Source organism: Streptomyces sp. NPDC107559 (assembly GCF_055657365.1).
The window spans coordinates 80,526-105,167 of sequence record NZ_JBVKBD010000020.1 but is presented as its reverse complement, the minus strand read 5'-3'; the positions used below and the strand labels follow the sequence as shown (position 1 = coordinate 105,167).

Genomic DNA, 24,642 nt, shown 5'->3' with positions numbered 1-24,642 from the left:
TTGTGAGTATAGGTAACAATGAGCTATGCTCCCTGAATCCTCACCGTCTCACCCTCCGTAGGAGCCATGCCCCGCGATCACATCGAATGGACCCCCTCTCCCGGCACCTCGACGGACCAGCCCCGCCAGGTGCGCCGCATCCTCTCCCTGTTCAAGCCCTACCGGGCCCGGCTCGCGGTCGTCGGCCTGCTGGTCGGCGCCTCGTCCCTGGTGTCCGTGGCCACCCCGTTCCTGCTGAAGGAAACGCTGGACGTAGCGATTCCCCAGGGGCGCACCGGTCTGCTGAGCCTGCTGGCCCTCGGCATGATCCTCAGCGCCGTCCTGAACAGCGTCTTCGGTGTACTCCAGACGCTGATCTCCACGACCGTCGGCCAGCGCGTCATGCACGACCTGCGCACCGCCGTCTACGGCCGGCTCCAGCGCATGTCGCTGGCCTTCTTCACCCGGACCCGCACCGGCGAGGTGCAGTCCCGCATCGCCAACGACATCGGCGGCATGCAGGCCACCGTCACCTCCACCGCGACCTCCCTGGTCTCCAACCTCACCAGCGTGGTCGCCACGATCGTCGCGATGATCGCCCTCGACTGGCGGCTGACCGTCGTCTCGCTGCTCCTGCTGCCGGCCTTCGTCTGGATCAGCCGGCGCGTGGGCAACGAGCGGAAGAAGATCACCACCCAGCGCCAGAAGCAGATGGCGGCGATGGCGGCGACCGTCACCGAGTCGCTCTCCGTCAGCGGCATCCTGCTCGGCCGCACCATGGGCCGGTCCGACTCGCTCACCCGGTCGTTCGCCGAGGAGTCCGAGCAGCTGGTCGACCTCGAGGTGCGCGCGAGCATGGCGGGCCGCTGGCGGATGGCCGTGATCACGATCGTGATGGCCGCCATGCCGGCCGTCATCTACTGGACCGCGGGCCTGGCCCTCCAGCTGGGCGGACCAGGCGTCTCGATCGGCACCCTCGTCGCCTTCGTCTCGCTCCAGCAGGGCCTGTTCCGCCCGGCCGTGAGCCTGCTGGCGACCGGCGTCCAGATCCAGACCTCGCTCGCCCTGTTCCAGCGCATCTTCGAGTACCTCGACCTGCCCGTCGACATCACCGAGCGCGCGGAGCCCGTCCACCTCGACCAGGTCAAGGGCGAGGTCCGCTTCGAGGACGTCACCTTCGGCTACGACGGCAAGGGCGGCCCGGTCCTCGACGGCATCGACATCACCGTCCCCGCGGGCAGCGGCCTCGCGCTCGTCGGTGCCACCGGAGCCGGCAAGTCCACGCTCGGCTATCTGGTGCCACGCCTGTACGACGTCACGGGCGGCCGGGTCACCCTCGACGGCGTCGACGTCCGTGACCTCGACTTCGACACCCTGGCCCGCGCGGTCGGCGTCGTCTCGCAGGAGACGTACCTCTTCCACGCCTCGGTCGCCGAGAACCTGCGTTTCGCCAAGCCGGAAGCCACCGACGAGGAGCTGTACGCGGCGGCCCGGGCGGCCCAGATCCACGACCACATCGTGTCCCTGCCGGACGGCTACGACACGGTCGTCGGCGAACGCGGCCACCGCTTCTCGGGCGGCGAGAAGCAGCGCCTGGCGATCGCCCGGACCATCCTGCGCGATCCGCCGGTCCTGATCCTCGACGAGGCGACCAGCGCCCTGGACACCCGCACCGAACACGCCGTCCAGGAAGCCATCGACGCCTTGTCCGCCGACCGCACGACCCTCACGATCGCGCACCGGCTGTCCACCGTCCGCGGCGCCGACCAGATCGCGGTCCTGGACCGTGGGCGCGTCGTCGAACGAGGTGCGCACGAGGAGCTGTTGGCGCGGGACGGGCGGTACGCCGCGCTTGTGCGCCGGGACGCCCAACTGGAGCCGACAAGCTGACGATATGCCAGGTTTGTAGGGTTTTGCGGGTTACCGTGCCCCCATGCAGATGAACACTCCGCCACGGAGAACGATTCGACTGACGCGCCGGGGCAGGATCACCCTCGTCGCGACCGGGGCCGTCGTGGCCGGCATCGCCGTGGCGGTGCCGCTGCTGTACCTGGGCCACGACGGGTCCGCCAGGCCCGCCCGGCCCGCTTCGCTGGTGATCCCGGAGGGCTGGCGGGCCGGCCAGGTCTACGACGCGGTCGACAAGGCCCTCGCCCTGCCCCCCGGCACCACCAGACAGTCCCTCACGAAGGCCCACCTCAAGCTGCCGGGCGACGCCGAGGGCAACCCCGAGGGATACCTGTTCCCGGCGACGTATGCGCTGACCGGGAAGACCACGCCGCAGATGGCGCTGGCGTCCATGGTCGACACCGCGAACCGCACGTTCAACAAGGCGCCCATCGCCGCCGGCGCGCAGCACAACGCGATGAACCTCTACCAGGCGGTCACCATCGCCAGCATCGTCCAGGCCGAGTCCGCGACCAAGTCCGACATGGGCAAGGTGGCCCGGGTCGTCTTCAACCGGCTGGAGCGCGGGATGCCGCTCCAGATGGACTCCACGATCAACTACGCCCTCAACCGCTCCACCCTGCGCACGACGGCCGACGACACCCGGATCGAGAGCCCCTACAACTCGTACCAGCGGATGGGCCTGCCGCCGACGCCGATCGGCAACCCCGGCGAGGAGGCGATGAAGGCCGCGGTCAACCCGCCGACGGGCGACTGGCTGTACTTCGTGACCGTCAAGCCGGGCGACACCCGGTTCACGGCCGACTACCAGCAGCACCTGCGCAACGTCGCCGAGTTCAACGCCGTGCAGCAGAAGAGCGCGAGTCCCGGGCCCGCGACCACGCCCGCGGCCAAGACCACGAACTGAGCGGACGGGACGTCAGGCCGCGAGGGCCTCGCCCGCGAGCAGACGCCTGATGTCCCGTACCGCCGCCCGTCCGGCCCGGTTGGCGCCGATGGTGCTCGCCGAGGGTCCGTAGCCGACCAGATGGACGCGCGGGTCGGCGACCGCGCGTGTCCCGTCCAGCCGGATCCCGCCGCCCGGCTCGCGCAGCCGCAGCGGTGCCAGATGGCCGACGGCGGGCCGGAAGCCGGTCGCCCACAGGATGACGTCGGCGGCCACGTGCCGTCCGTCCTGCCACTCCACGCCGTCCGGGGTGATCCGGTCGAACATCGGCAGCCGGTCCAGGACGCCGTCCGTCAGACCCTGCCTGATCGCGTCGTTCAGTGGCAGTCCGGTGACCGAGACGACACTCCTCGGCGGCAGGCCGCGCCGCACCCGCTCCTCGACGAGCGCGACGGCCGCTCGGCCCGCCTCCTCGTCGAAGGGGCCCTCGCGGAAGACGGGCGGCCGCCGGGTCACCCAGGTGGTGGCGGCCGCGTACGGGGCGAGCTCCAGCAGATGCTGGGTACCGGACGCCCCGCCGCCGACCACGACCACCCGCAGCCCCGCGAACGCCTCGGGCCCGGGGTACTGCGCGGTGTGCAGCTGCCGTCCGAGGAAGGTCTCCTGGCCGGGAAGGCGCGGCTGGAACGGCCGGTCCCAGGTGCCGGTCGCGTTGATCAGCGCGCGGGCCGACCACACCCCGTCGGACGTCTCCACGAGCAGCCGGCCGCCGGGACCCTCGCGTACCGCGTGCACCTCCACCGGCCGTCGGATTCGCAGATCGAAGGCCTGCTCGTAGCGGTCGAAGTATGCGCTGATGACCTCGGAGGAGGGCCGTGCGGGGTCGGCGTCCGTCAGCTCCATGCCCGGCAGCGCGTGCATGCCGTGCACCTTGCCGTACGTCAGCGAGGGCCACCGGAACTGCCAGGCTCCGCCCGGACCGGGGGAGTGGTCGAGGACCACGAAGTCGTGCTCGGGGCGGAAACCGGCGCGCCGCAGGTGGTAGGCGGCGGACAGTCCTGCCTGACCTGCGCCGACGACGGCCACCTCGACCTCGCGTGTGTTGTTCACGCTTCCACCAACCGGTGTGTGGTCGCGGATCTTCCCCTGGGCGAGGATGGAGACATGTCAGACGGCTTCACCACCCGAGTCCTGCGCGTCGCCACCGGTTCCACGGAGCGGGTCGTCGACCTCACCCGTGACTGCGAGGCGTTCCTGCGGGAGGCGGCCGCCGGCCGCGACGGTCTCCTGAACATCTTCGTCCCGCACGCCACCGCCGGGATCGCGGTCATCGAGACCGGCGCGGGCAGCGACGAGGACCTCCTCGCCGCCCTGCACACCCTGCTGCCCGCCGACGACCGCTGGCAGCACCGCCACGGCAGCCCCGGCCACGGCCGCGACCACGTCCTGCCGGCCGTCGTCCCGCCCCACGCGACCCTGCCGGTGATCGGCGGACGGCTGGAGCTGGGCACCTGGCAGTCGGTGTGCCTGGTGGACACGAACCGGGACAACCCCGACCGCCAGGTGCGACTGAGCTTCCTGGGCTGAGAACCCCGACCTGTGCTCCCTGACCCGTGCGCCCTGATCTCCGTCCTCCCGCACGGACGTTTGAATCGCGCCGTCGGGTGCACGCGCCCGGTATGACCCTTTCGAAGCAGGAGACAGAGCGAGAACACGAAGCCCCGTCGGCCGCGGACGAACTCCTCGGGTACCTGGACGAGCAGGTGAACACCCTCGTGGACGTCGAACCCGCGGTACGCCGGGGCCTGCCCGACTCCGTGCACCAGATGCGCGTCACCTGCCGACGGCTGCGCAGCACGCTGCGTTCCTACCGGTCGGTGCTGGCCCGGGAGCGCACCGACCCGATCCGTGAAGAACTCAGATGGCTCGGCGGGGAACTGGGCGCGGAACGCGACCAGGAGGTCCTGGTGGAACGGCTCGGCGCGCACATCGACGCCTCGCCCCCCGAGCTGGTCCTCGGACCCGTCGCCGCCCGGCTGCGGGGGTGGAACGTCGCCCGCGCCTCGGCGGCCCGCCGGCGCAGCCTCGACGCCCTGCGCTCACCCCGTTACCCGGCCCTGCTGAGCGCGCTGGCCGACCTCACCCGGCAGCCGCCGCTGCGTCCCAAGGCCGCTCGCAGGCCGGAGAAGGTGCTGGCCAAGGCGCTGCTCAAGGAGTACGACCGACTGGCCGGCCGGGTGGCACACGCGCTGGAACTCTCCCCGGGGGCGGACCGCGACGCAGCCCTGCACCAGGCCCGCAAGGCGGCCAAGAAGACCCGGTACGCCACCGAACCGGCACGCGGCTCGCTCGGCAAGCCCGTCCGGCGGCTCGGCAAACGCGTCAAGGCCGTGCAGCAGCTGCTCGGCGAGCACCAGGACAGCGTCGTCGCGCGCGAGGCTCTGCGGAACCTCGCCCTGGCGGCGCACGCGGCGGGCGAGTCCGCCTTCACCTGGGGCCTGTTGTACGGCCAGGAGCAGGCCGCGGCGGAACGCTGCGAACAGCAACTGCCGGCCGCCTGGGCCGAGGCCTCGAAGCCCGGCCCGCGCAACGCGCTCGCCCGCTGAGGGCGCCGACAGCGGGACCGCTCTCGGCGACACCGTCGTGAGAACGGGCCGCGGCGTCGGTCATGTGTCGGGGATCGGCAGCTCGAACCAGACGACCTTGCCCGCACTGAGTCTGGTCGAGCCCCAGCGCCGGGCGATCTGGTTGACCACGACCAGACCGCGCCCGCCCTCGTCGTCGGGCTCGGCGCACCGCATCCTGGGCGCCTGGGGGGAGTCGTCGGTGACTTCGCAGCGCAGTACGTCGGTGCGCAGCAGCCGGAGCGAGATGGGGCGCGAGGCACAGCGTACGGCGTTGGTGACGACCTCGCTGACCAGGAGTTCCGTCGATTCCAGCAGGGATTCGAGGCCCCAGCGCCGCAGGGTGCGATGGGTCAGCCGACGGGCCTGGCCCGCGGTGCGCGGGTGCGGTTCCAGGAACCAGTACCTGACGCTGTCCTCGGGGAATCCGTCGAAGCGGGTGGCGAGCAGCGCGATGTCGTCGTCCCGGGTGCGCGGGCCCAGGGTGCCCAGCACCTGGTCGCACAGCGTTTCCAGCGAGGGGACGGCGACCCCTTGACCCCTGGCCCGGGGCGGGGCCTGGAGATGGGCCCGCAGCGCCTCGACGCCCGAGCCCACGTCCTGCTCGCGGGACTCGACGAGACCGTCGGTGTACTGGAGCAGGGTCGCGCCCTTGGGCGCGGGCAGCTCCACGGACTCGAAGACGACACCGCCGACGCCCAGCGGAGCGCCCGGCGGGACCCTGAGCACCTCCACCCGGCCGTCCGGCTGGAGGAGCAGCGCGGGCGGATGGCCGGCGTTCGCCATCAGCATCCGCTGCGAGATCGGGTCGTAGATCACGTAGAGGCAGGTGGCGATGTGGTCGCTGCCGAGGCGCTGGGCCTGTTCGTCGAGGTGGTGCAGGACCTCGTCCGGGGGCAGGTCGAGCCCGGCGAGGGTCTGCACGATGGTGCGCAGCTGCCCCATGATCGCGGCCGAGGTCATGGAGTGGCCCATGACGTCGCCTACGACCAGGGCGATCCGGTTGCCGGGCAGCGGGATCGCGTCGTACCAGTCGCCGCCGACCTGCGCGGTCTTGGAGGCGGGCAGATACCTGCTGGCCAGCCGGACTCCGGTGGGCTCGGGCAGCGACGCGGGAAGCATCGTGTGCTGGAGCGTGTCCGCCACGGAGGCCTCGTGCCCGTACATCACCGCCTTCTGGACGCCGAGGGCGGTGTGGGTCGCGAGCTGCGAGGCGACGAGCTGGTCGTCGCCGGTGAACGCGGGCCGGTCGGTGCGGCGCAGCAGGACGACGCTGCCCATGATGTGGTGGCGGCCGTGCAGCGGGGCGATGATCAGCCGCCGGCCGGGCGGAAGCGCCCCCGGCGCGCCGGCCACGGGCCCGAGCAGCTCGGTCACCGCCGGGGCGATCCCCGGCGTGTCGCCGAACGCCGGCCGCCCGGACAACAGCAGCCGTGCGAGCCGGCCGGAGGTGGTCAGGTGCACGCGCTCGGTGAGGTCCGAGCGCCGCGGGACCTTGTCGGGCAGGGCGGGCGCGGACCGGCCGGCCGCCGGTGGGTCCGGCGTCCGGTCGATGCTGTGCAGCTTCAGCACGCCGGGCTCGGACATCTTCTCGTCCCCGACCGGCAGGGGATCGTGCAGATGGATCAGGATGACGTCCGCGAACGCGGGCACGGCCGCCCGGCGCAGTTCCCGGAGCGTCTCGTCCAGGTCCATCCCGCCGGCGATCCGCCGGGTCGCCACGTCGAGATACCGCAGCCGGTCGGTCTGCGGTCCGGTCCCGACCGGCAGCGGGTCCAGGGTGTGTTCCGCCACGGCGCGCTCCCTCGTCCCGTCCAGCAGGTCGCCGGAGGCCCGGCCGGCCTGGGCGGGGCCTTGATGAGAAGTGCGTTGCTTCGTCACACGTTGTGTCCCGTTCAGGGGGCGCCGCGGTCCGCGGTGTCGCCTCGTGTGTGGTCAGTCACGGCGTCGGCAGCAGAGCAACACCTGCTCCTCGGGCGGCACGTCGGCGACCGCCGGGGCGTAGGTGTACGACGATTCCCGGAGGATCTCGAAGCGCCCGGCCTCGATGACCTCGTACAGTTCCTCCCGCAGGTAGCCGGGGACTCTGATCGTGTTTCCGAGGAAAGGGACGGCGAAGTCGTCCACGTCGGCCTCCACCATCGACAGGGCGAACAGACCGCCCGGTACCAGCAGGTGCCGGACCATGCGCAGCGCGAGGGGGATCTCGGCGCGCGACAGCATCGACGGGGAGAGGAAGGCCGCGACGGCGGCGAAGCGGCCCAGGTCGTGGGGACCGTCCGGCCCGAGGCCGGGGAGGTCCGGCCGATGGCACGCGGCACCGGGGACGTTCTCCCGGGCGAGCCGCAGCATCCCGGGGGGCAGGTCGACGCCGACGACCTCCAGGCCGGCGTCCGCCGGCCGGCGCGTGGTCGGCAGTCCGGTGCCGCAGCCCAGGTCGAGTACCCGGGAACCCGGAAGCAGGGAGGCGATCAGCCAGGCACCGGCGGACAGCCGGCCGTCCTTCTGCCGGAACGCCTCGTCGTAGCGACGGCCGATCGCGCCGAAGACCTCGGCCTGGCCGGTGCGGTCGATCCGGATCAGCCCGTAGTCGGTCGCGTACGTTCCCTTGACCATGAAAGTAACCCTTCATCGGGCATAAGGGATTATTTCACAGTCGAGTGGATCGGGGTCACGGGAGCGGGGCCGGGCGGAACACCGGTCCGCGGACGTCAGGAACGCAGCTCCCGCTCGGCGCGCTCGGCGTCCCGCTCCTTGATACGGGCCGTCTCCTTGCGCACCTCGGCCTGCGTGGAGCGCTCCTTCTCCAGCCACTCCGGGCGGCTGTCCTTGAGCGCCGAGATCTGCTCGGTGGTGAGGGCCTCCGTGACCCCGCCGCGCGCCAGACCCGCGATGGAGACGCCCAGCTTCGCCGCGACCACCGGACGGGGGTGCGGGCCGTTGCGGCGCAGCTCCTGAAGCCACTCGGGCGGATTCGCCTGGAGCTCGTTCAGTTCGGCGCGCGTGACGACACCCTCCTGGAACGCGGCGGGCGTGGCGGGGAGGTACACACCCAGCTTCTTCGCCGCCGTGGCGGGCTTCATCGTCTGGGTGGTCTGGTGCGACTTCATACAGTCCAGACTATCGGCCCGGGGCGAGACGTCCGACCACAGCCGGTAGCCTGGCGGGGTGACAGGCTCGGAAGATTCCCCCTCGTTCCGGCTCGCGTACGTCCCCGGGGTGACACCCGCCAAGTGGGTGCGGATCTGGAACGAGCGCCTGCCCGACGTCCCCCTGACCCTCCTTCAGGTACCGGCCGCCCAGGCATCCGATGTGTTGCGCGGCGGCGACGCCGACGCGGGCGTCCTGCGCCTCCCGGTCGACCGTACGGTGTTCAGCGCGATCCCCCTCTACACGGAGGCCACGGTCGTCGTGGTCCCCAAGGACCACCTCCTGACCGCGGCGGACGAGGTGACCCTTGAGGACCTCGCCGACGAGGTCGTCTTCCATCCCCTCGACGACGTCCTCGGCTGGGAGCGGCCGCCGGGGCAGCCGGCCTTCGAGCGTCCGGCGACCACGGAGGACGCCGTCGAGCTGGTGGCCGCGGGCGTGGGCGTCCTGGTCGTCCCGCAGTCGCTGGCCCGGCTGCACCACCGCAGGGACCTCACCTACCGGCAGGTCGCCGACGCCCCGCAGTCGAGCGTCGTGCTGTCCTGGCCGGAGGAGGCCACCACCGATCTCGTCGAGGACTTCATCGGCATCGTCCGCGGCCGGACGGTCAACAGCACCCGCGGCCGCACCCCGTCCTCGCGGGATCCGAAGAGCGAGCGCGGTACGACGGCCGACGGGCGCCGCAAGCCGGGCGAGGGCAGGCAGGGCGGCAGGACGGCGGCGGGGGCCGCGGGCAGGACCGGCGGCAAGTCCACGGGCGGCACCGCGAAGAAGGCCGGCGGCACCGCGCGCGGCGGCCGCTCCGGCAGCCCGAAGAGTGGCGGCAGCGGCGGCAGCGGCAGCGGCGGCGCCAAGCGAGGCCGGCCCCGCCGCCGCTCCTGACGTCCGCCCGGCCGGGGCTACTTCCCGGCCGTGCGGCCGATCGACTCCACCAGCGGCAGCAGCCGGTGCGGCACCCGCTCGCGCAGCGCGACCTCCGTGCGGGTGCGGACCACGCCCGGCAGACTGATCAGCTTCTGGATCACGTCCTCCAGGTGGGCGTTGTCGCGCGCCACCACCCGGGTCATCAGATCCCCGCCACCCGTGATCGAGAACGCCTCGACGATCTCCGGTACGCCGGCCAGCTCCTCGCCGATGTCGTCCAGGTGGCCCTGGGTGACCTCGATGTGCACGAACGCCAGGACCGGATGCCCGAGCGCGGCGGGGGACAGCACCGGTCCCGTGCCGGTGATCACGCCGTCGCGCTCCAGCCGGTCCAGGCGGGCCTGGAGCGTGCCGCGCGCCACTCCCAGGACCCGGGCGTACTCGCGCACGCTGGTGCGCGGCTGTTCGAGCAGCAGCCGCAGGATGCGGGTGTCGAGCTCGTCCACGGCCATGGTGCCCGGCCTCCTCGTCGGCATTCGATGATCATCTACGACTGTACCAATGGCTCAGGAAGCCGCATACGGGGTGGACCGGACGACGTGGTCCGTTGGCCTCGCCATGGACCGGTCGCGCCCGTCTGCACTGCGCCAATGGCCCAGTGGAACCGAGGTCACTTGAGCCAGTGGCGGCGGGGGTGCTCTCATGGACACGTCGATGGCGCTGCGGATCCCGCGGCGCCTTTTTCATGCCGGTTTCCGAGGGAGCGACAAGCAGTGCTGAAGAGGGTGTTCATGGCTCCGGATCCGGGGCGCGTGCGGCTGCGTTTCGCCGCGCGGGCGGTCCTCGGCATCGGACTCGCGGTCCTCGGCTGCCAACTGGCCGGGAACCCCCTCGCGGGCACCGTCACCGGCGGGCTCGCCGCACTCCTCGCCCTGTTCACCGTCACCGACGCCACGGTCCGCGGCCAGGCCCTCACCACCGCGCTGCTGCCCGCCGTCGGCCTGCCCGTCCTCACCGTCGCGGCGTCCCTGCACGACCATCCGGTCGCCCGCGACCTCGCCTTCCTCGCCGTCGTCGGCGCGGGCGTGTACGCGCGCCGCTGGGGGCCGCGCGGCCACAGCCTGGGCGTGTTCGCGTTCATGACCTTCTTCATCGCGCAGTTCCTGCACGCGACCGCCGGACAGCTGCCCCGGCTCTACGCCGCCGTGCTCCTGTCCGTCCTCACCGCGGCCGCGGTGCGCTTCGGACTGTGGTGCTACGAGCGACGCCTGACCCCGCCCGCGGTGCCCGCCCCGCCCGGCGCCACCGGGCTGGCCCGCGTGACCACCCGCCAGGCGGTCCAGGCGACCGCGGGCGCGGGCTTCGCGCTGGTCGTGGGACAGCTGGTGTCCGGGCAGCGCTGGTACTGGGCCGTGGGCGCCACCTGGTGGATCTTCGTCAACACCGCCTCGCGCGGCGAGACGCTGGTACGCGGCTTCCGGCGCGTCCTCGGCACGGTGATCGGCATCGGCCTCGGCCTGCTCGTCGCCCTTCCGGTGCACGGGGCGGCGGTGCCCACGGCCGCGCTCCTCGCCGTCTGCGTCTTCGGCATCTTCTACACCGCCGCCGTCTCCTACACCTGGATGATGCTCTGGGTGACGCTCATGGCCGGGCTGCTGTACGGGCTGCTCGGCGTGCTCAGCCCCGGCCTCCTCGCGCTGCGGCTGACCGAGACCGGCGTCGGGGCGCTCGGCGCCGGACTCGCCGTGCTCTTCGTGCTGCCCGTCACCACGCACGCCGTCACCGACGCGTGGATCCAGCGCGCCCTGCGCTGTGTCCACCTGTGCACCGCGGAGGCCGCCGCCCGCCTCTCCGGGGCGGACCACGCCGACCCGGCCCGCCGCGTCGGCGAACTGGAACAGCTCCTCGGCCGGGTGCGGCTCTCCGTCGCCCCGCTGGTGCATCCGCTGAACCCGATGCTCGGCCGCAAGCGGCGCGCCCGTCAGGTGCTCGCGCTGCTCGACGACTGCGCCCGCGAGATACGCGGCCTGGTCGCCGTGGCCGCCGACCCGGAGGCCTCGCACGACGCTCGCCTCGCCGCCGCGTGCTGGCGCGTGGAGGCGGCGGTGGAGGCGCTCACCGAGCGCGGCGACGACGGCACGCAGCCGCTGTCCGCCACCGCCCAGCCGCCGGCCGAGCCCGCGCTGGCCCACCTCCACGGCCTGGAACGGGCCCTCGCGGAACTCGCCACGCCCCTGCGCACACCGTCGGGATCACCGCTGGTCGGCGCCTGAGGGGGAGCGTCGGAGCGCCCCACGGGCCACGAGGGGGCGCAGCGGCTCGCAGGCGGCTGCGGTTCGCGGCTCGCAGCGGTTCGTTCGCGGGTTGCTGCGGTTCGCCGGGACCGGCTCGGGCGTCATTCGCTCCGCTGCTCCAAACGGTCGTACGGAGTGCGGGTCGTGGCGGGTCGAGGCCGCCCCCGGAGCCACCCGCCAAGCCGCCCGGAGAGGGGCCCGGCCGCCCGGCCGTCCGGCGCGCGGGCCCGTACCGGCTTCTGCGTCCGACCCGCGCGGCGGCCTCGCGTACACGGCACGGACGGGACCCGGGGCGACCGTGCGATCCGGCCCGACTCACCTGGTCAGGACCGTCCGGACGTTGCCTCCGGTGAGCCACCCCGACGCTCCGCGGGCAGGGTCCGGCCGGCCTGCCCGGAGCCGTCCACGGGAGGTCGGGCGCGCCCGACCGGGTGGTCCGTGCAGGACGGACGGCGGACCGGGGATTTGGTCTAGACCGCTGGCGATCGACTGCTACCGTCGCGTCCGACAGATGCGGACGAGAGGGGACAGCGGTGACAGACGGCGGCAGGCGGCAGCAGCGGGCGTTCATCGGGTCGTTCACGGCGGCCGGGGGTCCCGGGCTCGTGACGGCGGCCGTGGACGCGGCCGACGGCGCGCTGACGGTCCTGAACAGCGTGGACGGCGTCCCCGACCCCTCCTACCTGGCCCTGTCGCCCGACCGGGGCACCCTGTACGCGGTGAGCGAGACGACCGAGGGCGCGGTGGCCGCCTATCGCGTGGACGGCGACAAGGTGACGCAGGCCGGGCCGCCGGTCCTGGTCGGCGGCAGCGGACCCACCCACCTCAGCGTCTTCGACGGACACGTCCTGACCGCCAACTACGGCTCGGGCAGCGTCAGCGCCGTGCCCGTCCGCCCCGACGGAACCCTTGCCGCCGCCGTGTCCGGGATCCTGGAGCACACCGGTTCAGGTCCGCACACGCGCCGCCAGCAGGGCCCGCACGCCCATCAGGTGCAGCCCGACCCGAGCGGCCGGTGGGCCGTGAGCGTCGACCTCGGCACGGATTCCGTGCGGGTGTGCACAGTGGCCGACGGCGCGCCCGTACTGCACCGGGAGACCGCCCTGCGGCCCGGCTCCGGCCCGCGCCACCTCGCCTTTCATCCCGACGGCACGTACGCCTACGTGCTGAACGAACTCACGCCGACCGTCACCGTCTGCCGCTGGGACGGTGCGCAGGGCTCGCTGCGACCGCTGGCCGAGACCCCGGTGCTGTCCGGTGCCCCCGCGGGCGACGCCTACCCCTCCGGCATCGTCGTCTCGCCCGACGGACGCTTCGTGTGGACCGCCACGCGCGGCGAGGACGTGCTGTCCGTGCTGGCCGTCGAGGGCGAGGGACTGCGGCTGGTCGGCACGGTCCCCTGCGGCGGGCACTGGCCCCGCGCGCTCGCCGAGGCGGACGGATTCCTGTACGTCGCGAACGAGCGTTCCGGCGACGTCACCTGGTTCTTCGTCGACCCGGAGACGGGCCTGCCGCGCCGCGGCGGCAGCGTCGAGGTACCGGCGGCCTCCTGCGTGATCTTCGGCTGACCCCGGACGGCCCGCGAGTACCGCTGGGACTGCCGAGGAGCGGCCGGCACCGGCGAGGGGCGGCGAGCACCGGTGGGGACCGTTGGGGGTGGCGTGCGCCGCTCTCCGGGCGGACCGGGGCGGCAGGACGGAAGGGCCCGCTCCGGCGTACGGAGCGGGCCCTTCCGGTGTGTCGCGGTCAGGCGTCCGGGTCAGCGGGCCGGCGTGCCCTGCGGCTGCTGCGGGGCGATGCCCAGGGCCGCGCTGTACTGGGCCAGGGCCAGCTTGCCGATGGCCGGGTAGGGGCCGATCGCCTCGGCGGCGGAGCAGCCCGCCTCCTCGGCCGCGTCCGCCACCAGGGCCGCGTCGATCTCCGGGCCGATCAGGTACGGCGCCAGCGCCAGCTGCTGCGAGCCCGAGGCGCGCAGCTGCTCGGCGACGGAGGCGATCGAACCCTCCTGGTCGAGGGCCGCGGCGATCACCGGCACGGCCAGGCGCGCGGCGAGCAGCATGCCGGTGATCCCGGCGGCCTGCACGGCCTCCTCGCCACCGACCGAGGCCAGGATGATGCCGTCCGCGGCGGTGGCCACGGTGAACAGGCGGGCGCGGTCCGCGCGGGCCAGACCCGCCTCGGACAGACGCACGTGCAGCGCCTCCGCCAGCAGCGGGTGCGGGCCGAGGACGTCGGTCAGATCGGCGGCGATCCGGCTCTCCATCACGGCCTGGCGGACCTGGCGCAGCAGGGCGCTGTCCGGACCGGCCAGCAGGGGCACGACGACCGCGACGGGGCCGTCGGGCTCCTTGACCTCGAGACCGGCGGCGAGGGCCTGCTCGTAGCGGGCGGTGCGCTCTTCGGCGGCGTGCGTGAGCACGGACTGAAGGGTCGGGAACTCCGCGTCGTCCCCGTCGAGGTAACCGATGCGGGCGTCGAGGCCGGGGAGCTCGGAGCGGGCGATGCTCACGACCTCCTCGGCGAGTCCGCGGGTGGCGATACCGGGGGTGCCCGGCACGGCCAGGACAAGCGCGGGCGCGCCTTCGGGAGCCGCCAGGGGCTCGGGTCGCCGGTGCCGCCCAGGCTGGCGGGGGCGCGGCATTCGTACAGGCAGGCCGGACGCGGGCCCAGTGGGGGAGCTCATGGCGCCGCATGTTACTGGCTTACCGGGTTCCCCTGTTCGGGGAGGGTGCAGGTGAGCGGTATCCGTCCGGTTTTGTCTGATGAGTTACGTGCGGATCAGAAGTGATCGGCGTGACTTCCGGGTGAATTGTCCCGCACGGGGGTAATCCCCTTTTTGGGGGCCACGTACAGCATTGTTCCGTCACTCGGCAGGGTGAGCTCATCAGTTGCCAGGTCAGCGGCCATGCGGACCGATCCGTGCAGGGGATCGCCGTCGGCCGGAACCGGTTGCGCGTGGGGGAGCTTTTGAGCCAGTTCGATCTCCAGCGGGCGGAGCAGGGGGTCGCCCATCCGGAACAGGCCACCGGTGAGGGCGATCCGGGGTTCGCCCGAGGCCGGGCAGACGGCGGCCGCGGACTCGGCCATCTGCCGGGCGGCCGCGCCCAGGATGTCCAGGGCGACGGGGTCGCCCCGGTGCGCGCAGTCGGCCACCGCGGGCGCGAAGGAGGCCAGGACGGCGGCCCGGTCGGCGCGTGGGTAGAGCTGGCCGGGCAGGGTGGGAAGTGGCCCGAACTCCGCCTCCGCGCGGGCCCGCAGCCGGGCCGAGCCGCCGGACCGTCCGTCGTGTGCGCGCAGCGCGGCCTCCAGGCCGGCCCGTCCGATCCACGCGCCGCCGCCGCAGTCGCCCAGCAGATGTCCCCAGCCGTCCGCGCGACGCCAGTGGGTGAGGTCCGTGCCGATCGCGATCAGCCCGGTCCCGGCGGCGATCACAGCCCCCGGGCTCGGTCCGAGGGCGCCGACGTAGGCGGTGACGGCGTCGGCCGCCAGGGCGACTTTCGCCACCCCGAACTCCCGGGCCAGCGCGCCGGGGAGTTCGGCGCGCAGCGCATCGCCCAGCGTGCTCAGCCCGGCCGCGCCGACGACGGCCGCGGTCAGCTCGCGCACCCCGGTCTCGGCGGTCAACGCCCGTACCATGGGCACCAGTTGTTCCATCAGGTGCTCGGGGTCGATGCCCCGCGCGCCGGTGCGCACCGGCACGGTGGACGCCCGCCGGGCCAGGACGCCCCGGTCCGCGTCGGCGAGGGCCGCACGCAGTCCGGAGCCTCCGGAGTCCACGGCGAGCAGACCGGCCGGGGCGCCCCGGTCCGTCACGGCAGGCGCCAGTCCACGGGCTGACCGCCCTGGCCGATCAGCAGGTCGTTGGCCCGGCTGAAGGGACGGGAGCCGAAGAATCCGCGGTCGGCCGACATCGGGGAGGGGTGCACCGACTCCACCGTCGGGAGCTGCCCCAGGAGCGGGCGCAGGTTACGGGCGTCGCTGCCCCACAGGATGGACACGAGCGGCTTGCCGCGCGCGGCAAGGGCCCGTATCGCCTGTTCGGTGACCTTCTCCCAGCCCTTGCCCCGGTGCGCGCCCCGCTCCCGCGGGGCGTTGGTGAGCGCCCTGTTGAGCAGCAGTACGCCCTGCCGGGTCCACGGTGTCAGATCACCGTTGGAGGGCTGGGGCAGCCCCAGGTCGGTGTTCAGCTCCCGGTAGATGTTGATCAGGCTGCCCGGCAGCGGCCGTACGTCGGGCGCGACCGAGAAGGACAGCCCCACCGCGTGTCCCGGGGTCGGGTAGGGGTCCTGGCCGACGATGAGGACGCGTACCTCGTCGAAGGGCTGCTGGAAGGCGCGCAGGACGTTCGCTCCGGCCGGGACGTAGGTGCGTCCGGCGGCGATCTCCGCGCGCAGGAAGTCGCCCATTTCGGCGATCTTCCCGGCGACGGGTGCGAGGGCCTGGGCCCAGCCGGGTTCGACGATCTCGTGCAAGGGTCGTGGTGCCACGGGCGTCACCCTACTGCCGTACGGGCTATGACGATCAACCGGTGGCCAAGGCCGTACAAGGGCGGCCCAACAGGCTTCATCAGCAAGTGCGTTGGTTCCATCAGGTGCTTCTGTCTCCTCTTTCCTCTGCCAGGCCTTCTCTGCCGGGTCTCTCGGCCCGGGTTTCCTCCGTCAGGCGACGACCGCCGCCCGGACGCACAGCACGTCCGGCAGATGGGACACCAGTTGCCGCCAGTTGTCGCCGTCGTCGGCCGACGCGTACACCTCGCCGTTGCGGTTGCCGAAGTACACCCCCGCCGGGTCGGCGTCGTCCGTGCAGAGGGCGTCGCGCAGCACCGTGCCGTAGTGGTCCTCCTGCGGCAGGCCCGCCGACAGCGGCTCCCAGCTCCGGCCCGCGTCCGTCGTACGGAAGAGCCGGCACCGCCGGTCGGCGGGCACCCGGTCCGCGTCGGCGTTGATCGGGTAGACGTACGCCGTGTCGCCCCGATGGGGGTGCGTGGCGGCGGCGAACCCGAACGTGGACGGCAGCCCCTCGCCGATGTCGGTCCAGTGGGCGCCCGCGTCGTCGCTGCGGTACACCCCCCAGTGGTTCTGGAGGTACAGACGGTCCGGGGTCGCCGCGTCCTGGGCGATCTTGTGCACGCACTGGCCGAACTCGGGGTGGGGATCCGGCAGGAACACCGCCGAGACACCGGAGTTGGACGGCGCCCAGCTCGCGCCGCCGTCGGTCGTGCGGAACACTCCCGCCGTGGAGACGGCCACCGTCACGGCGGCGGGGTCCCGCCTGTCGGTGATCACGGTGTGCAGGCCCTCACCGCCGCCGCCCGGCACCCAGCGCGAGCGCGTGGGGTGTTCCCAGAGCGGCCGGACCAGTCCGAAGCTCTCGCCGCGGTCCTCGGAGCGGTACAGCGCGGCGGGTTCCGTGCCCGCGTACACCACGTCGGGCTCGGCCGCCGCCGGGTGCAGCTGCCACACCCGCTCCAGCGAAGCCCCCGTGTCCTTGGGGAACCTGACGGCGGGCCGGGCCGGTTCGGTCCACGTCCGCCCCAGGTCGTCGGAGTGGAAGACGGACGGGCCCCAGTGGGCGCTGTCGCCGCCGGCCAGCAGCCGCGGGGTCGTACCCCTGGTGTCGACGGCCACGGAGTACACGGCCTGGGCGTTGAAGTACGGGCTCTCGTCGAACTCCCATGCGCCACCGCGACGCCGCCCGATGAACAGGCCTTTGCGGGTACCCACGGCGAGCAGTACCTCGGTCATGTCGATCACCTCCGCGACAGAGTGCTCCCGGACATCGGCCAGTCTGCACCCCGCCTCTGACAGTCACCCCGCAGCCGACGTCCGTGCAGGTCACAGGGCGCGGTGTCGGTCGAGGGACGCCAGTCTGCGCTGTTGGACGAACAGCTTCCGGGCACTTTCGGACAGACGCCTGCGCCGGTCGAAGCACCCGTGGGAACGTCGAGCCGGAGGACTCGCCCTGAGCATCGCGGCCACCTCTCCCGTATGGGAAGGCGGTCGGGGATGTTCGTGCGCTCACGAGGAGGAAGCCTTCGATGGCGTTCCGTGGTCCGAAGGTCTGGCTGTGGCGTTGGCGGCCCAATCCGCTCAGACGCCGTGCCGACGCGATGGAGGGCTGGGTCCTGCTCGGAGCCTGGGTGCTCACCGTCCTGGCCGGCGTGCTCGCCGGGCTGACGGCGACCCGGTCCGTCGAGGACGAACTGGCCCGCGAGCGCGAGGACTGGCGCCCCGCCGTCGCCCACCTCTCCGAGCGCGCGCCCGGCACGGCCGACGCACACACCGGCACCGCCAGCGGAGACCGGGTGTGGGGGAGGGCGGCCTGGACCGCGGTCGACGGAACGGCGCACTCCGGACTCGTCCGGGTACGGCCCGGCAGCGCCGCGGGCACCCCGGTCGTGGTCTGGACGGACCGCCGGGGCGCCCTGGTGAGCAGGCCCGCCACCCCCTACGAGGCCCGGCTGCGGGCCTCCCTGATCGGCGGCCTGGCCGGCGTGAGCACCGCCGCCGTCCCCTTCATCGTCGGCCGCGCCGTCCGCGCCCGACTGGAACGCCGCCGCATGGACCAGTGGGACATCGACTGGGCGCGGTTCGACCCGCTCTGGGGACACCGGACGGGCTGAGGCTCACTCCCCGTCGGGCAGCGCCCGGCCCAGGATCGCGTCGAGGTCCGCCGAGTCGGGCAGCGTGCCGAAGGCGTACCCCCAGTCGCCGCCGAGCCGGGTCGCGCAGAAGGCGTCGGCGACCGCGGGCGGGGCGTACCGCACCAGCAGGGAGGCCTGGAGGGCGAGGGCCATCAGCTCCACCAGCCGACGGGCGCCGGACGGCGACGCACCGGCCAGACCGCTCCTGAGCCGGGACACCGTCGCGTCCAGGCGGGCGTCCGCACCCCGGGCCAGGTCGAGTTCGGCGAACAGGGCGTCCGCGGCACCGGGCTCACGCCCCAGCGCCCTGAGCACGTCCAGGGCGTTGACGTTCCCCGAGCCCTCCCAGATCGACAGCAGGGGCGCCTCGCGGTAGTGCCGGGGCATGCCCGACTCCTCCACGTAGCCGTTGCCGCCCAGGCACTCCAGCGCCTCCGCCGTGAAGGCGGGGCCGCGCTTGGTGACCCAGTACTTGCCGACGGCGGTGGCGATCCGGCGGAACGTGCGCTCACCGGCGTCCCCGCGCACCGCCCGGTCCGCCGCGCCCGCCAGCCGCAGGGTGAGCGTCGTCGCGGCCTCCGACTCGAGCGCGAGGTCGGCCAGGACGTTGCGCATCAGCGGCTGGTCCAGCAGCCGCGCGCCGAACGCGCTGCGGTGGCGCACATGGTGCCCCGCCTCCACGAGCGTCTTGCGCATCAGCGCCGCCGACATCATCACGCAGTCCAGCCGTGTGCAGTTGACCATCTCGATGATGGTCTTGACGCCCTGCCCCTCGGGCCCCACCAGCCACGCCACCGTCCCGTCGAACTCCGGCTCGGAGGAGGCGTTGGACCGGTTGCCGAGCTTCTCCTTCAGGCGCTGGATGCGGAAGGTGTTGCGGCTGCCGTCGGGCAGGACCCGCGGGACCAGGAAGCAGGACAGCCCGTCCGGGGCCTGGGCCAGCACCAGGAAGACGTCGCACATCGGCGCCGACGTGAACCACTTGTGCCCGCGCAGCGTGTACACGCCCGGCTCGGCGGTGGGCGTGGCCACGGTCGTGTTCGTACGGACGTCCGAACCGCCCTGCTTCTCGGTCATCCCCATGCCCGCGAGCAGCCCGCGCTTCTCGGTCGGCACGCGCAGCCCCGGCTCGTACTCCCTGCTGGTCAGCAGCGGTTCGTAGACCTTGGCGAGCTCCGGCTGGCGGCGCAGGGCGGGAACGGCGGCGTACGTCATCGAGGTCGGGCAGCCGTGCCCGGCGTCGGTGTGCCCCCACACCAGACCGCCGGCCGTGCGGGCCACGTGGGCACCGGGCCGTTCGTCCGCCCAGGGGGAGCCGGCCAGGCCCTCGGCGACCGCGGTCCGCATCAGCTGGTGCCAGCTCGGATGGAAGTCGACCTCGTCGACGCGGTGGCCGTAGCGGTCGTGGGTGCGCAGTTCGGGCTCGTGGCGGTTGGCCAGCTCGGCCCACTCCTGCGCCTCGGCGCCACCGGCCAGCACGCCGAGGCGCAGGACGTCGTCCTCGGCCCAGCCGGCCCCCTCCCGGCGCAGCCCCTCCAGCAGCGCCGTGTCGGCGGAGGCGTCGTACGGGGTCAGGGGAGGGGCCTGGTTGGTGACGTCGTGGGTGACATCACGGGTGGTGCGGGGGCCGGCGCCGGCCGGGGCCGGGTGCGGGGCGTCGTGCTGCGGCTGCTCGTGCGCGAGTGTCGAGACCATGCCCTCATGTTGCACCTTCGCTGCGGTTGTAGCAATGATGCAATAACCGGGCGCACGTAAAGTAAGTGCCGTGCCCCTGCGGATGAACGTGCCGGCCGAGCCCGGCGAGGTCGACCTGCGGCCCCTGTCCGCGCGCTCGGTCGTGCTGAGCCTGCTGCTCGGCGCCCACCCGCCCGAGCTCCCGGTGCGCGACCTCGTCAGCGCCGTGGAGCCCTTCGGCGTCGGCGGGTCGACGCTCCGTGCGGCGCTGAGCCGGATGGTGGCGGCGGGCGATCTGCGGCGTACGGACGCCGTCTACGGTCTCAGCGACCGGCTGCTGTCCCGCCAGCGCCGCCAGGACGAGGCCGTGCAGCCCCGCACACGCGCGTGGCACGGCGACTGGGAGATGGTGGTGATCACGGCGACCGGGCGCGGCCCCGCCGAACGCGCCGACCTCAGGACCCGGCTGACCGCGCTCCGGCTGGCCGAACTCCGCGAGGGCGTCTGGCTGCGGCCCGCCAATCTGCTGCGCAGGCTGCCGGCGGACCTGGAGCCGGTGGCCCAGCACTACACCGCGCGCCCCGGGGGAACCGCGGCCGACCGGGCCGAGGCGGGCACAGGCGCGGGCGATGGCAGGGCAGCTGACGGCCCGGCGGCCGACCGCACCTCGGCCGGGCTGGCCGCGAGCCTGTGGCCGCTGGACGCCTGGGCCGCCACCGCCCGGTCCCTGCTCGCCCATGTGGCGCGCGCCGACCGCCCGGCCGACCGCCTCACCGGCTTCGCGGCAGTCGTACGCCATCTGCTCGCAGACCCCGTGCTGCCCGCCGAACTCCTGCCGGACGACTGGCCGGGGGCGGCGCTGCGGTCCGCGTACACGGACTATCAGGGGGAGTTGGCGCGGACGGTGCGGCAGCACGGCCGCCGGGACGGCGGCGCGGCGGCCGCGGGCGCCCGGTGAACCCGGTGCCGTGCGGCCGCCGCGCGGACGGTCACTTGTAGGTGATGTCCGAGGTGGCGTACTTGCAGTAGGTGCTGTCGGGGCCCGAGCCGTTCGTGGTCGGCTCGGCGCCCGTGTTGTTGCCGATGTACTTCTGGCAGGGGACGATCTTCTTGCTGGAGTCCCCGACGATGGTGATCTTCTTCAGGGTCGCGCTGTCGCCGTAGTTGGTGTTGATGCCGACGAGCTTGCTGCCCTTGTAGGTCGCCTCGATGGTGTTGAGGTTGATCGTCCGCTTGTACTGCGTCTTGCAGTTGCCGCACGAGCGGACGAAGGTGCCGAAGGTCTGCACCGCGAAGTTCGAGACGTTCAGGGTTCCGGCCCCGTTGAACTGGAACACCTTGTCGCTGGCTTCCTTCGCGCCGCCGCCGGAGACGGTGTACACGTTGGACGACGAGGAGCCCAGGAACGTCGCCGCGTCCTCGCCGACGTCCTCCCACCAGACGTTCTGGAGCGTGCAACTGCCCAGGCAGTGGATGCCGTCGGCGGCGGGGGCGCCGATGATGACGTTCTTCAGGACGGTGCCGGCGGCCAGTTCCAGGATCGGCCCCTGGTCCTCGTCCTGGCTGCCGCTGCCCAGGTCGCCGGTGCCGTAGAGGCGCAGCATCCCGTAGTCCTTGGTGCCGGAGACCGAGATGGTGGACGAGACGGCCTGGCTGCCGCTCGCGGTGGGCCAGGTGGCCGCGTTCGCGGGGGTGAGGGCACCGCTTGCCGTGATCATGCCAAGCGAGAGGCCGAGGGCGGCCAGGGAGCCGGTGACGGCGCGCCCTCGGGCGCGTGGCCGTGCGGGTGAGGTCATGTCCCGATACCTGCTTCCGGATGGGGGGTGGTCAGATCTTTCCGGCGCCCGCGCCCGACGTCACCGAGGCGACGACGGTCGAGGCGGGTTCGGCGGTGTAGCTGTACGGCGGGCTGGTGAAGGTGCCCACCTGGGAGATCTCGGTGGCGGCGCCACCGAGGTCGTTGCCGCTCAGGTTGGCGTAGCCGTCCACGTCGCTGTCGCGGCTCGTCGTCACGGCGACGGCGGTCGAGCGGAAGACGTTGTTCTGGACGAACATCTGGGCGCCCATGCGCGAGTGCACCGCGGTGTCGGCTCCGACCACGTAGTTGTCGTAGAAGTGCCCGGTGCCGAAACGCAGGCTGGGGATGCGCGAGTTGACGTTGCTGAAGTAGTTGTGGTGGTACGTCACCCGCAGATGCCCGGTGTCCTCGCTCGCGTTGCTGTCGCTGTGGCCGACGAGCGAGCCCTTGTAGTGGTCCTTGAAGGTGTTCCAGGACACCGTGACGTAGTCCGAGCCGTGGGTGATGTCGAGCAGGCCGTCGTAGTAGTCCTTGTCGTGGTCGCGGTCCGACGAGAAGGAGTTGTGGTCGACCCACACCTTCGTGGAGGCCTGGACGGTGATGCCGTCGGCGGGCGCCACCGGCTTGCTGATGTTGAGGTTGCGGATGACGACGTTGGTCACCTTCTTCAGCCGCAGCCCGCCGCCGGTGAAGCCGGACGCCGAACCGACGCCCAGGACCGTGGTGTTGGACCCGATGTCGACCTGACCGCTCAGCGAGATGAGGCCGTTGACCTTGACGACCTTGGCCGAGTCGCCCGTCACCGCCGTCTTGAAGGCGGCCAGTGTCGTGACGGTGACCGCCGTGCTGCTGCCGCCGCCGGTGGTCCCGGCGCCGAACCCGACCGGGGAGGTGTCGGCCGCCCCGGCCGGCCGGGGGAGGACGAGGACGACGGCCGTGGCGAGAGCGGCGGCGCCGGCGGCCAGTGCGGAGCTCCGTGCGCGGGTGTGCGGGAGGCGAGTGCGCATGCGGGTGCGTCCCTTCAGTGGGGGTCAGGGTGGTCATGTATGTGCATGACGTACGCCATGTAGAACGCTGCGTGCGGTCAGCGTGCCCCTTTCGTGGCTGGCGCCCGAGGTGTCGGTCACACTGCTGAACGGAACGTAGGGTGCAAGCGCTTTCTAGTCAACGCCTTGCGCAGAACGTGTTCCGGCTCTCCCCGTCGGCAGCGAGGGCTTTCCAGGTCAGGTGCGGGAGCGCTCCCACGGCGGATTTCGAAGTCACGGCGGCCGGGTCACGGCGGCCGGGGTTCCGGTCCGGTGGACGCAGGACGCGGGGCTGTCGTCCGGCGGGGTGAAAGGCGCCGCGAGCCGGCTGCGAGCTGCTACGGACGTCCCGGTCCGGCCGGGATCCGGGCCGCGGCCAGCAGCGATTCCCAGTCCGGCAGCTTGACGACACCCCGCCCCAGGGAGGCCCCGAGCTCGGCCTCGGCGCGTTCGATCGCCAGCCAGCCCGCCCAGGTGACCGGTTCGGCCCCCTCGGCCCGCAGAGCCGTGAGGGGATCCTCGGGCAGCTCCCTCGCGCCGAGCGCGGGGGCGTCCGCGAGCAGCGAGGCCACCGTCTCCTTCGCGCACGGCCGGTTGGTGCCGATGACCCCGGTCGGCCCCCGCTTGATCCAGCCCGCCACGTACTCGCCCGGCACCACGGCTCCCGCGCGCAGGACGCGTCCGGCCAGATGCGGGACCGTGCCGTGGTCCGCGTCGAACGGCAGACCCTCCAGCGGCAGCCCGCGGTAGCCCACCGACCGCAGCACCAGCTGCGCCTCGATGTCCTCGTACCGGCCGGTGCCCCGCACCCCGCCTTGTCCGTCGGGCTCCGTGCGCTCGAAGCGCACCGCGCCCACACGCCCGTTGTCGGCGAGCACTTCCACCGGCCGCAGGAAGAAGCGCAGCCCGATCCGGCGCGCGGACCCCGTCGGCGGTCGCGCCGCCCAGTCGCGCAGCACCTCGATGTTGCGGCGCTGCGCGGCGGGCAGGCCGCCGGGATCGCCGTACGCCGGATCGACGGCCAGCTCGGCGGGATCCACCGTGACCCCGGTGTCCGGCAGGGAGCCCAGCTCGCGCAGCTCCTTGGTGGTGAAGCGGGCCTGGGACGGGCCGCGGCGGCCCACCATCCGGATGTCCCGCACCCGGCTCGCGGCCAGCGCGGTCAGCGCGGCCTGCGGCATGTCGGTGGGGCTGAGTTCGGCGGGGCCGCGGGCCAGCATCCGCGCCACGTCGACGGCGACGTTCCCCATGCCGATGACCACGGCCGAACGGGCCCCGGCCACGTAGAGGTCGTCCGCGGCGTCGGGGTGGGCGCTGTACCAGGACACGAACTCCGTCGCCGACCAGCTGCCCGGCAGGTCCTCCCCGGGGATCCCGAGGTGCCGGTCGGTGGCGGCGCCCACGCAGTACACCACCGCGTGGTACAGCTCCCGGAGCCGGGCGGCCGGGACTCCGCCGGCGCCGACCCGCACCCCGCCGAGGAAGCGCACCCGTTCGTGCTCCAGGACCGTGCGCAGGTTCTTCTGGAGCGACTTGATCTTCTCGTGGTCCGGTGCCACGCCGTAGCGGACCAGGCCGTACGGGCACGGCAGCCGGTCCAGGACGTCGACGTACGCCCGGGGGTCCAGTTCGACGAGGTTCTGGGCGGTGTAGCACCCGCTCGGCCCGGAGCCGACGACGGCGACACGCAGCACGGCGGAACTCCTTGTCCGAGGGGTACGGGGGATCGGAGGAGGTCGCTGACGACTTCAGCATCGCACCGCTGCGGCTGCGCTGACAGGGTGCTGTGGCGTTCGG

The 24,642-nt window shown here is 73.0% G+C and carries 22 protein-coding genes; 9 read left to right on the top strand and 13 right to left on the bottom strand.

Annotated features, from left to right (window positions below; all coding sequences use genetic code 11):
* The first annotated feature begins 66 nt into the window (after positions 1-66).
* Positions 67-1,869 carry an ABC transporter ATP-binding protein gene (locus ACZ7OY_RS37760; protein ID WP_472250103.1) on the top strand — a complete coding sequence of 601 codons (1,803 nt, stop codon included), beginning with the start codon at positions 67-69 and terminating at the stop codon, positions 1,867-1,869.
* Between the two features lie 43 nt (positions 1,870-1,912).
* Positions 1,913-2,794, top strand: coding sequence for an endolytic transglycosylase MltG (gene mltG, locus ACZ7OY_RS37755; protein WP_472250102.1), 882 nt, complete (start codon positions 1,913-1,915; stop codon positions 2,792-2,794).
* 12 nt (positions 2,795-2,806) lie between these two features.
* Here mltG and ACZ7OY_RS37750 read toward each other — a convergent pair whose 3' ends face one another.
* Positions 2,807-3,883: an NAD(P)-binding domain-containing protein gene (locus tag ACZ7OY_RS37750; protein ID WP_472250101.1), complete on the bottom strand. Its 1,077-nt coding sequence runs from the start codon at positions 3,881-3,883 to the stop codon at positions 2,807-2,809.
* 54 nt (positions 3,884-3,937) lie between these two features.
* On the opposite strand from ACZ7OY_RS37750, the gene ACZ7OY_RS37745 reads away from it, so the two are divergent.
* On the top strand, positions 3,938-4,360 hold the full coding sequence (locus ACZ7OY_RS37745) for a secondary thiamine-phosphate synthase enzyme YjbQ (RefSeq protein WP_472250100.1): 423 nt from the start codon (positions 3,938-3,940) through the stop codon (positions 4,358-4,360).
* Between the two features lie 92 nt (positions 4,361-4,452).
* Positions 4,453-5,379, top strand: a complete 927-nt coding sequence (locus ACZ7OY_RS37740) for a CHAD domain-containing protein (protein ID WP_472250099.1) — start codon at positions 4,453-4,455, stop codon at positions 5,377-5,379.
* A gap of 60 nt (positions 5,380-5,439) precedes the next feature.
* Here ACZ7OY_RS37740 and ACZ7OY_RS37735 read toward each other — a convergent pair whose 3' ends face one another.
* The 3 genes from ACZ7OY_RS37735 to ACZ7OY_RS37725 all read right to left on the bottom strand — a co-directional run bounded on the left by ACZ7OY_RS37735 (position 5,440) and on the right by ACZ7OY_RS37725 (position 8,507).
* A complete protein-coding gene (locus tag ACZ7OY_RS37735; RefSeq protein WP_472250098.1) occupies positions 5,440-7,191 on the bottom strand; it encodes a SpoIIE family protein phosphatase in 1,752 nt (583 codons plus the stop codon).
* Between the two features lie 141 nt (positions 7,192-7,332).
* Positions 7,333-8,013: a class I SAM-dependent DNA methyltransferase gene (locus ACZ7OY_RS37730; RefSeq protein WP_472250097.1), complete on the bottom strand. Its 681-nt coding sequence runs from the start codon at positions 8,011-8,013 to the stop codon at positions 7,333-7,335.
* Between the two features lie 95 nt (positions 8,014-8,108).
* Positions 8,109-8,507, bottom strand: a complete 399-nt coding sequence (locus tag ACZ7OY_RS37725; protein ID WP_472250096.1) for a DUF5997 family protein — start codon at positions 8,505-8,507, stop codon at positions 8,109-8,111.
* Positions 8,508-8,565: 58 nt separating this feature from the next.
* On the opposite strand from ACZ7OY_RS37725, the gene ACZ7OY_RS37720 reads away from it, so the two are divergent.
* Complete coding sequence (locus tag ACZ7OY_RS37720) at positions 8,566-9,429, top strand: LysR family transcriptional regulator substrate-binding protein (protein ID WP_472250095.1); 864 nt, start codon at positions 8,566-8,568, stop codon at positions 9,427-9,429.
* 17 nt (positions 9,430-9,446) lie between these two features.
* Here the strand turns inward: ACZ7OY_RS37720 and ACZ7OY_RS37715 are convergent, their stop codons facing one another.
* Entirely contained in the window at positions 9,447-9,923 is a 477-nt protein-coding gene (locus ACZ7OY_RS37715; RefSeq protein WP_351614980.1) for an Lrp/AsnC family transcriptional regulator, read from the bottom strand.
* Positions 9,924-10,184: 261 nt separating this feature from the next.
* On the opposite strand from ACZ7OY_RS37715, the gene ACZ7OY_RS37710 reads away from it, so the two are divergent.
* Together ACZ7OY_RS37710 and ACZ7OY_RS37705 are read left to right on the top strand one after the other, a co-directional pair.
* Complete coding sequence (locus ACZ7OY_RS37710) at positions 10,185-11,684, top strand: FUSC family protein (RefSeq protein ID WP_472250094.1); 1,500 nt, start codon at positions 10,185-10,187, stop codon at positions 11,682-11,684.
* A gap of 554 nt (positions 11,685-12,238) precedes the next feature.
* Positions 12,239-13,273 carry a lactonase family protein gene (locus ACZ7OY_RS37705; RefSeq protein WP_472250093.1) on the top strand — a complete coding sequence of 345 codons (1,035 nt, stop codon included), beginning with the start codon at positions 12,239-12,241 and terminating at the stop codon, positions 13,271-13,273.
* 191 nt (positions 13,274-13,464) lie between these two features.
* Here ACZ7OY_RS37705 and ACZ7OY_RS37700 read toward each other — a convergent pair whose 3' ends face one another.
* From ACZ7OY_RS37700 to ACZ7OY_RS37685, 4 genes are all read right to left on the bottom strand, one after another.
* A complete protein-coding gene (locus ACZ7OY_RS37700; protein WP_472250092.1) occupies positions 13,465-14,388 on the bottom strand; it encodes a sirohydrochlorin chelatase in 924 nt (307 codons plus the stop codon).
* 95 nt (positions 14,389-14,483) lie between these two features.
* Positions 14,484-15,518 (bottom strand): N-acetylglucosamine kinase, encoded by a 1,035-nt coding sequence (locus ACZ7OY_RS37695; RefSeq protein ID WP_472250091.1) that lies wholly within the window; start codon positions 15,516-15,518, stop codon positions 14,484-14,486.
* The gene (locus ACZ7OY_RS37690; protein WP_351604188.1) at positions 15,515-16,192 is read right to left on the bottom strand and encodes a uracil-DNA glycosylase; all 678 of its coding nucleotides are present in this window, start codon (positions 16,190-16,192) and stop codon (positions 15,515-15,517) included. The genes ACZ7OY_RS37695 and ACZ7OY_RS37690 overlap by 4 nt, the downstream gene beginning before the upstream one ends.
* Positions 16,193-16,363: 171 nt before the next feature.
* Entirely contained in the window at positions 16,364-17,449 is a 1,086-nt protein-coding gene (locus ACZ7OY_RS37685) for a WD40/YVTN/BNR-like repeat-containing protein (protein ID WP_472250090.1), read from the bottom strand.
* Positions 17,450-17,742: 293 nt separating this feature from the next.
* Here ACZ7OY_RS37685 and ACZ7OY_RS37680 point away from each other — a divergent pair, with 293 nt between their 5' ends.
* Positions 17,743-18,327, top strand: a complete 585-nt coding sequence (locus ACZ7OY_RS37680; RefSeq protein WP_472250089.1) for an Rv1733c family protein — start codon at positions 17,743-17,745, stop codon at positions 18,325-18,327.
* Positions 18,328-18,330: 3 nt separating this feature from the next.
* Here the strand turns inward: ACZ7OY_RS37680 and ACZ7OY_RS37675 are convergent, their stop codons facing one another.
* Entirely contained in the window at positions 18,331-20,043 is a 1,713-nt protein-coding gene (locus ACZ7OY_RS37675) for a DNA alkylation response protein (protein WP_472250088.1), read from the bottom strand.
* Positions 20,044-20,119: 76 nt separating this feature from the next.
* Here ACZ7OY_RS37675 and ACZ7OY_RS37670 point away from each other — a divergent pair, with 76 nt between their 5' ends.
* Complete coding sequence (locus tag ACZ7OY_RS37670; RefSeq protein WP_472250126.1) at positions 20,120-20,980, top strand: PaaX family transcriptional regulator C-terminal domain-containing protein; 861 nt, start codon at positions 20,120-20,122, stop codon at positions 20,978-20,980.
* Positions 20,981-21,011: 31 nt separating this feature from the next.
* Here the strand turns inward: ACZ7OY_RS37670 and ACZ7OY_RS37665 are convergent, their stop codons facing one another.
* From ACZ7OY_RS37665 to ACZ7OY_RS37655, 3 genes are all read right to left on the bottom strand, one after another.
* Positions 21,012-21,818, bottom strand: coding sequence for a pectate lyase (locus ACZ7OY_RS37665; protein WP_472250087.1), 807 nt, complete (start codon positions 21,816-21,818; stop codon positions 21,012-21,014).
* A 31-nt stretch (positions 21,819-21,849) separates the two neighbouring features.
* Positions 21,850-22,827: a pectate lyase family protein gene (locus ACZ7OY_RS37660; RefSeq protein WP_472250086.1), complete on the bottom strand. Its 978-nt coding sequence runs from the start codon at positions 22,825-22,827 to the stop codon at positions 21,850-21,852.
* A gap of 356 nt (positions 22,828-23,183) precedes the next feature.
* Positions 23,184-24,539: an FAD-dependent oxidoreductase gene (locus tag ACZ7OY_RS37655; protein ID WP_472250085.1), complete on the bottom strand. Its 1,356-nt coding sequence runs from the start codon at positions 24,537-24,539 to the stop codon at positions 23,184-23,186.
* Positions 24,540-24,642 lie beyond the last annotated feature (103 nt).

Coding starts and splice junctions, on each gene's coding strand:
- ACZ7OY_RS37700 (WP_472250092.1), bottom strand. CDS start 14,388: ATGAGCTCCCCCACTGGGCCCGCGTCCGGCCTGCCTGTACGAATGCCG.
- ACZ7OY_RS37745 (WP_472250100.1), top strand. CDS start 3,938: ATGTCAGACGGCTTCACCACCCGAGTCCTGCGCGTCGCCACCGGTTCC.
- mltG (WP_472250102.1), top strand. CDS start 1,913: ATGCAGATGAACACTCCGCCACGGAGAACGATTCGACTGACGCGCCGG.
- ACZ7OY_RS37715 (WP_351614980.1), bottom strand. CDS start 9,923: ATGGCCGTGGACGAGCTCGACACCCGCATCCTGCGGCTGCTGCTCGAA.
- ACZ7OY_RS37665 (WP_472250087.1), bottom strand. CDS start 21,818: ATGACCTCACCCGCACGGCCACGCGCCCGAGGGCGCGCCGTCACCGGC.
- ACZ7OY_RS37730 (WP_472250097.1), bottom strand. CDS start 8,013: ATGGTCAAGGGAACGTACGCGACCGACTACGGGCTGATCCGGATCGAC.
- ACZ7OY_RS37680 (WP_472250089.1), top strand. CDS start 17,743: ATGGCGTTCCGTGGTCCGAAGGTCTGGCTGTGGCGTTGGCGGCCCAAT.
- ACZ7OY_RS37660 (WP_472250086.1), bottom strand. CDS start 22,827: ATGCGCACTCGCCTCCCGCACACCCGCGCACGGAGCTCCGCACTGGCC.
- ACZ7OY_RS37675 (WP_472250088.1), bottom strand. CDS start 20,043: ATGGTCTCGACACTCGCGCACGAGCAGCCGCAGCACGACGCCCCGCAC.
- ACZ7OY_RS37760 (WP_472250103.1), top strand. CDS start 67: ATGCCCCGCGATCACATCGAATGGACCCCCTCTCCCGGCACCTCGACG.
- ACZ7OY_RS37725 (WP_472250096.1), bottom strand. CDS start 8,507: ATGAAGTCGCACCAGACCACCCAGACGATGAAGCCCGCCACGGCGGCG.
- ACZ7OY_RS37740 (WP_472250099.1), top strand. CDS start 4,453: ATGACCCTTTCGAAGCAGGAGACAGAGCGAGAACACGAAGCCCCGTCG.
- ACZ7OY_RS37685 (WP_472250090.1), bottom strand. CDS start 17,449: ATGACCGAGGTACTGCTCGCCGTGGGTACCCGCAAAGGCCTGTTCATC.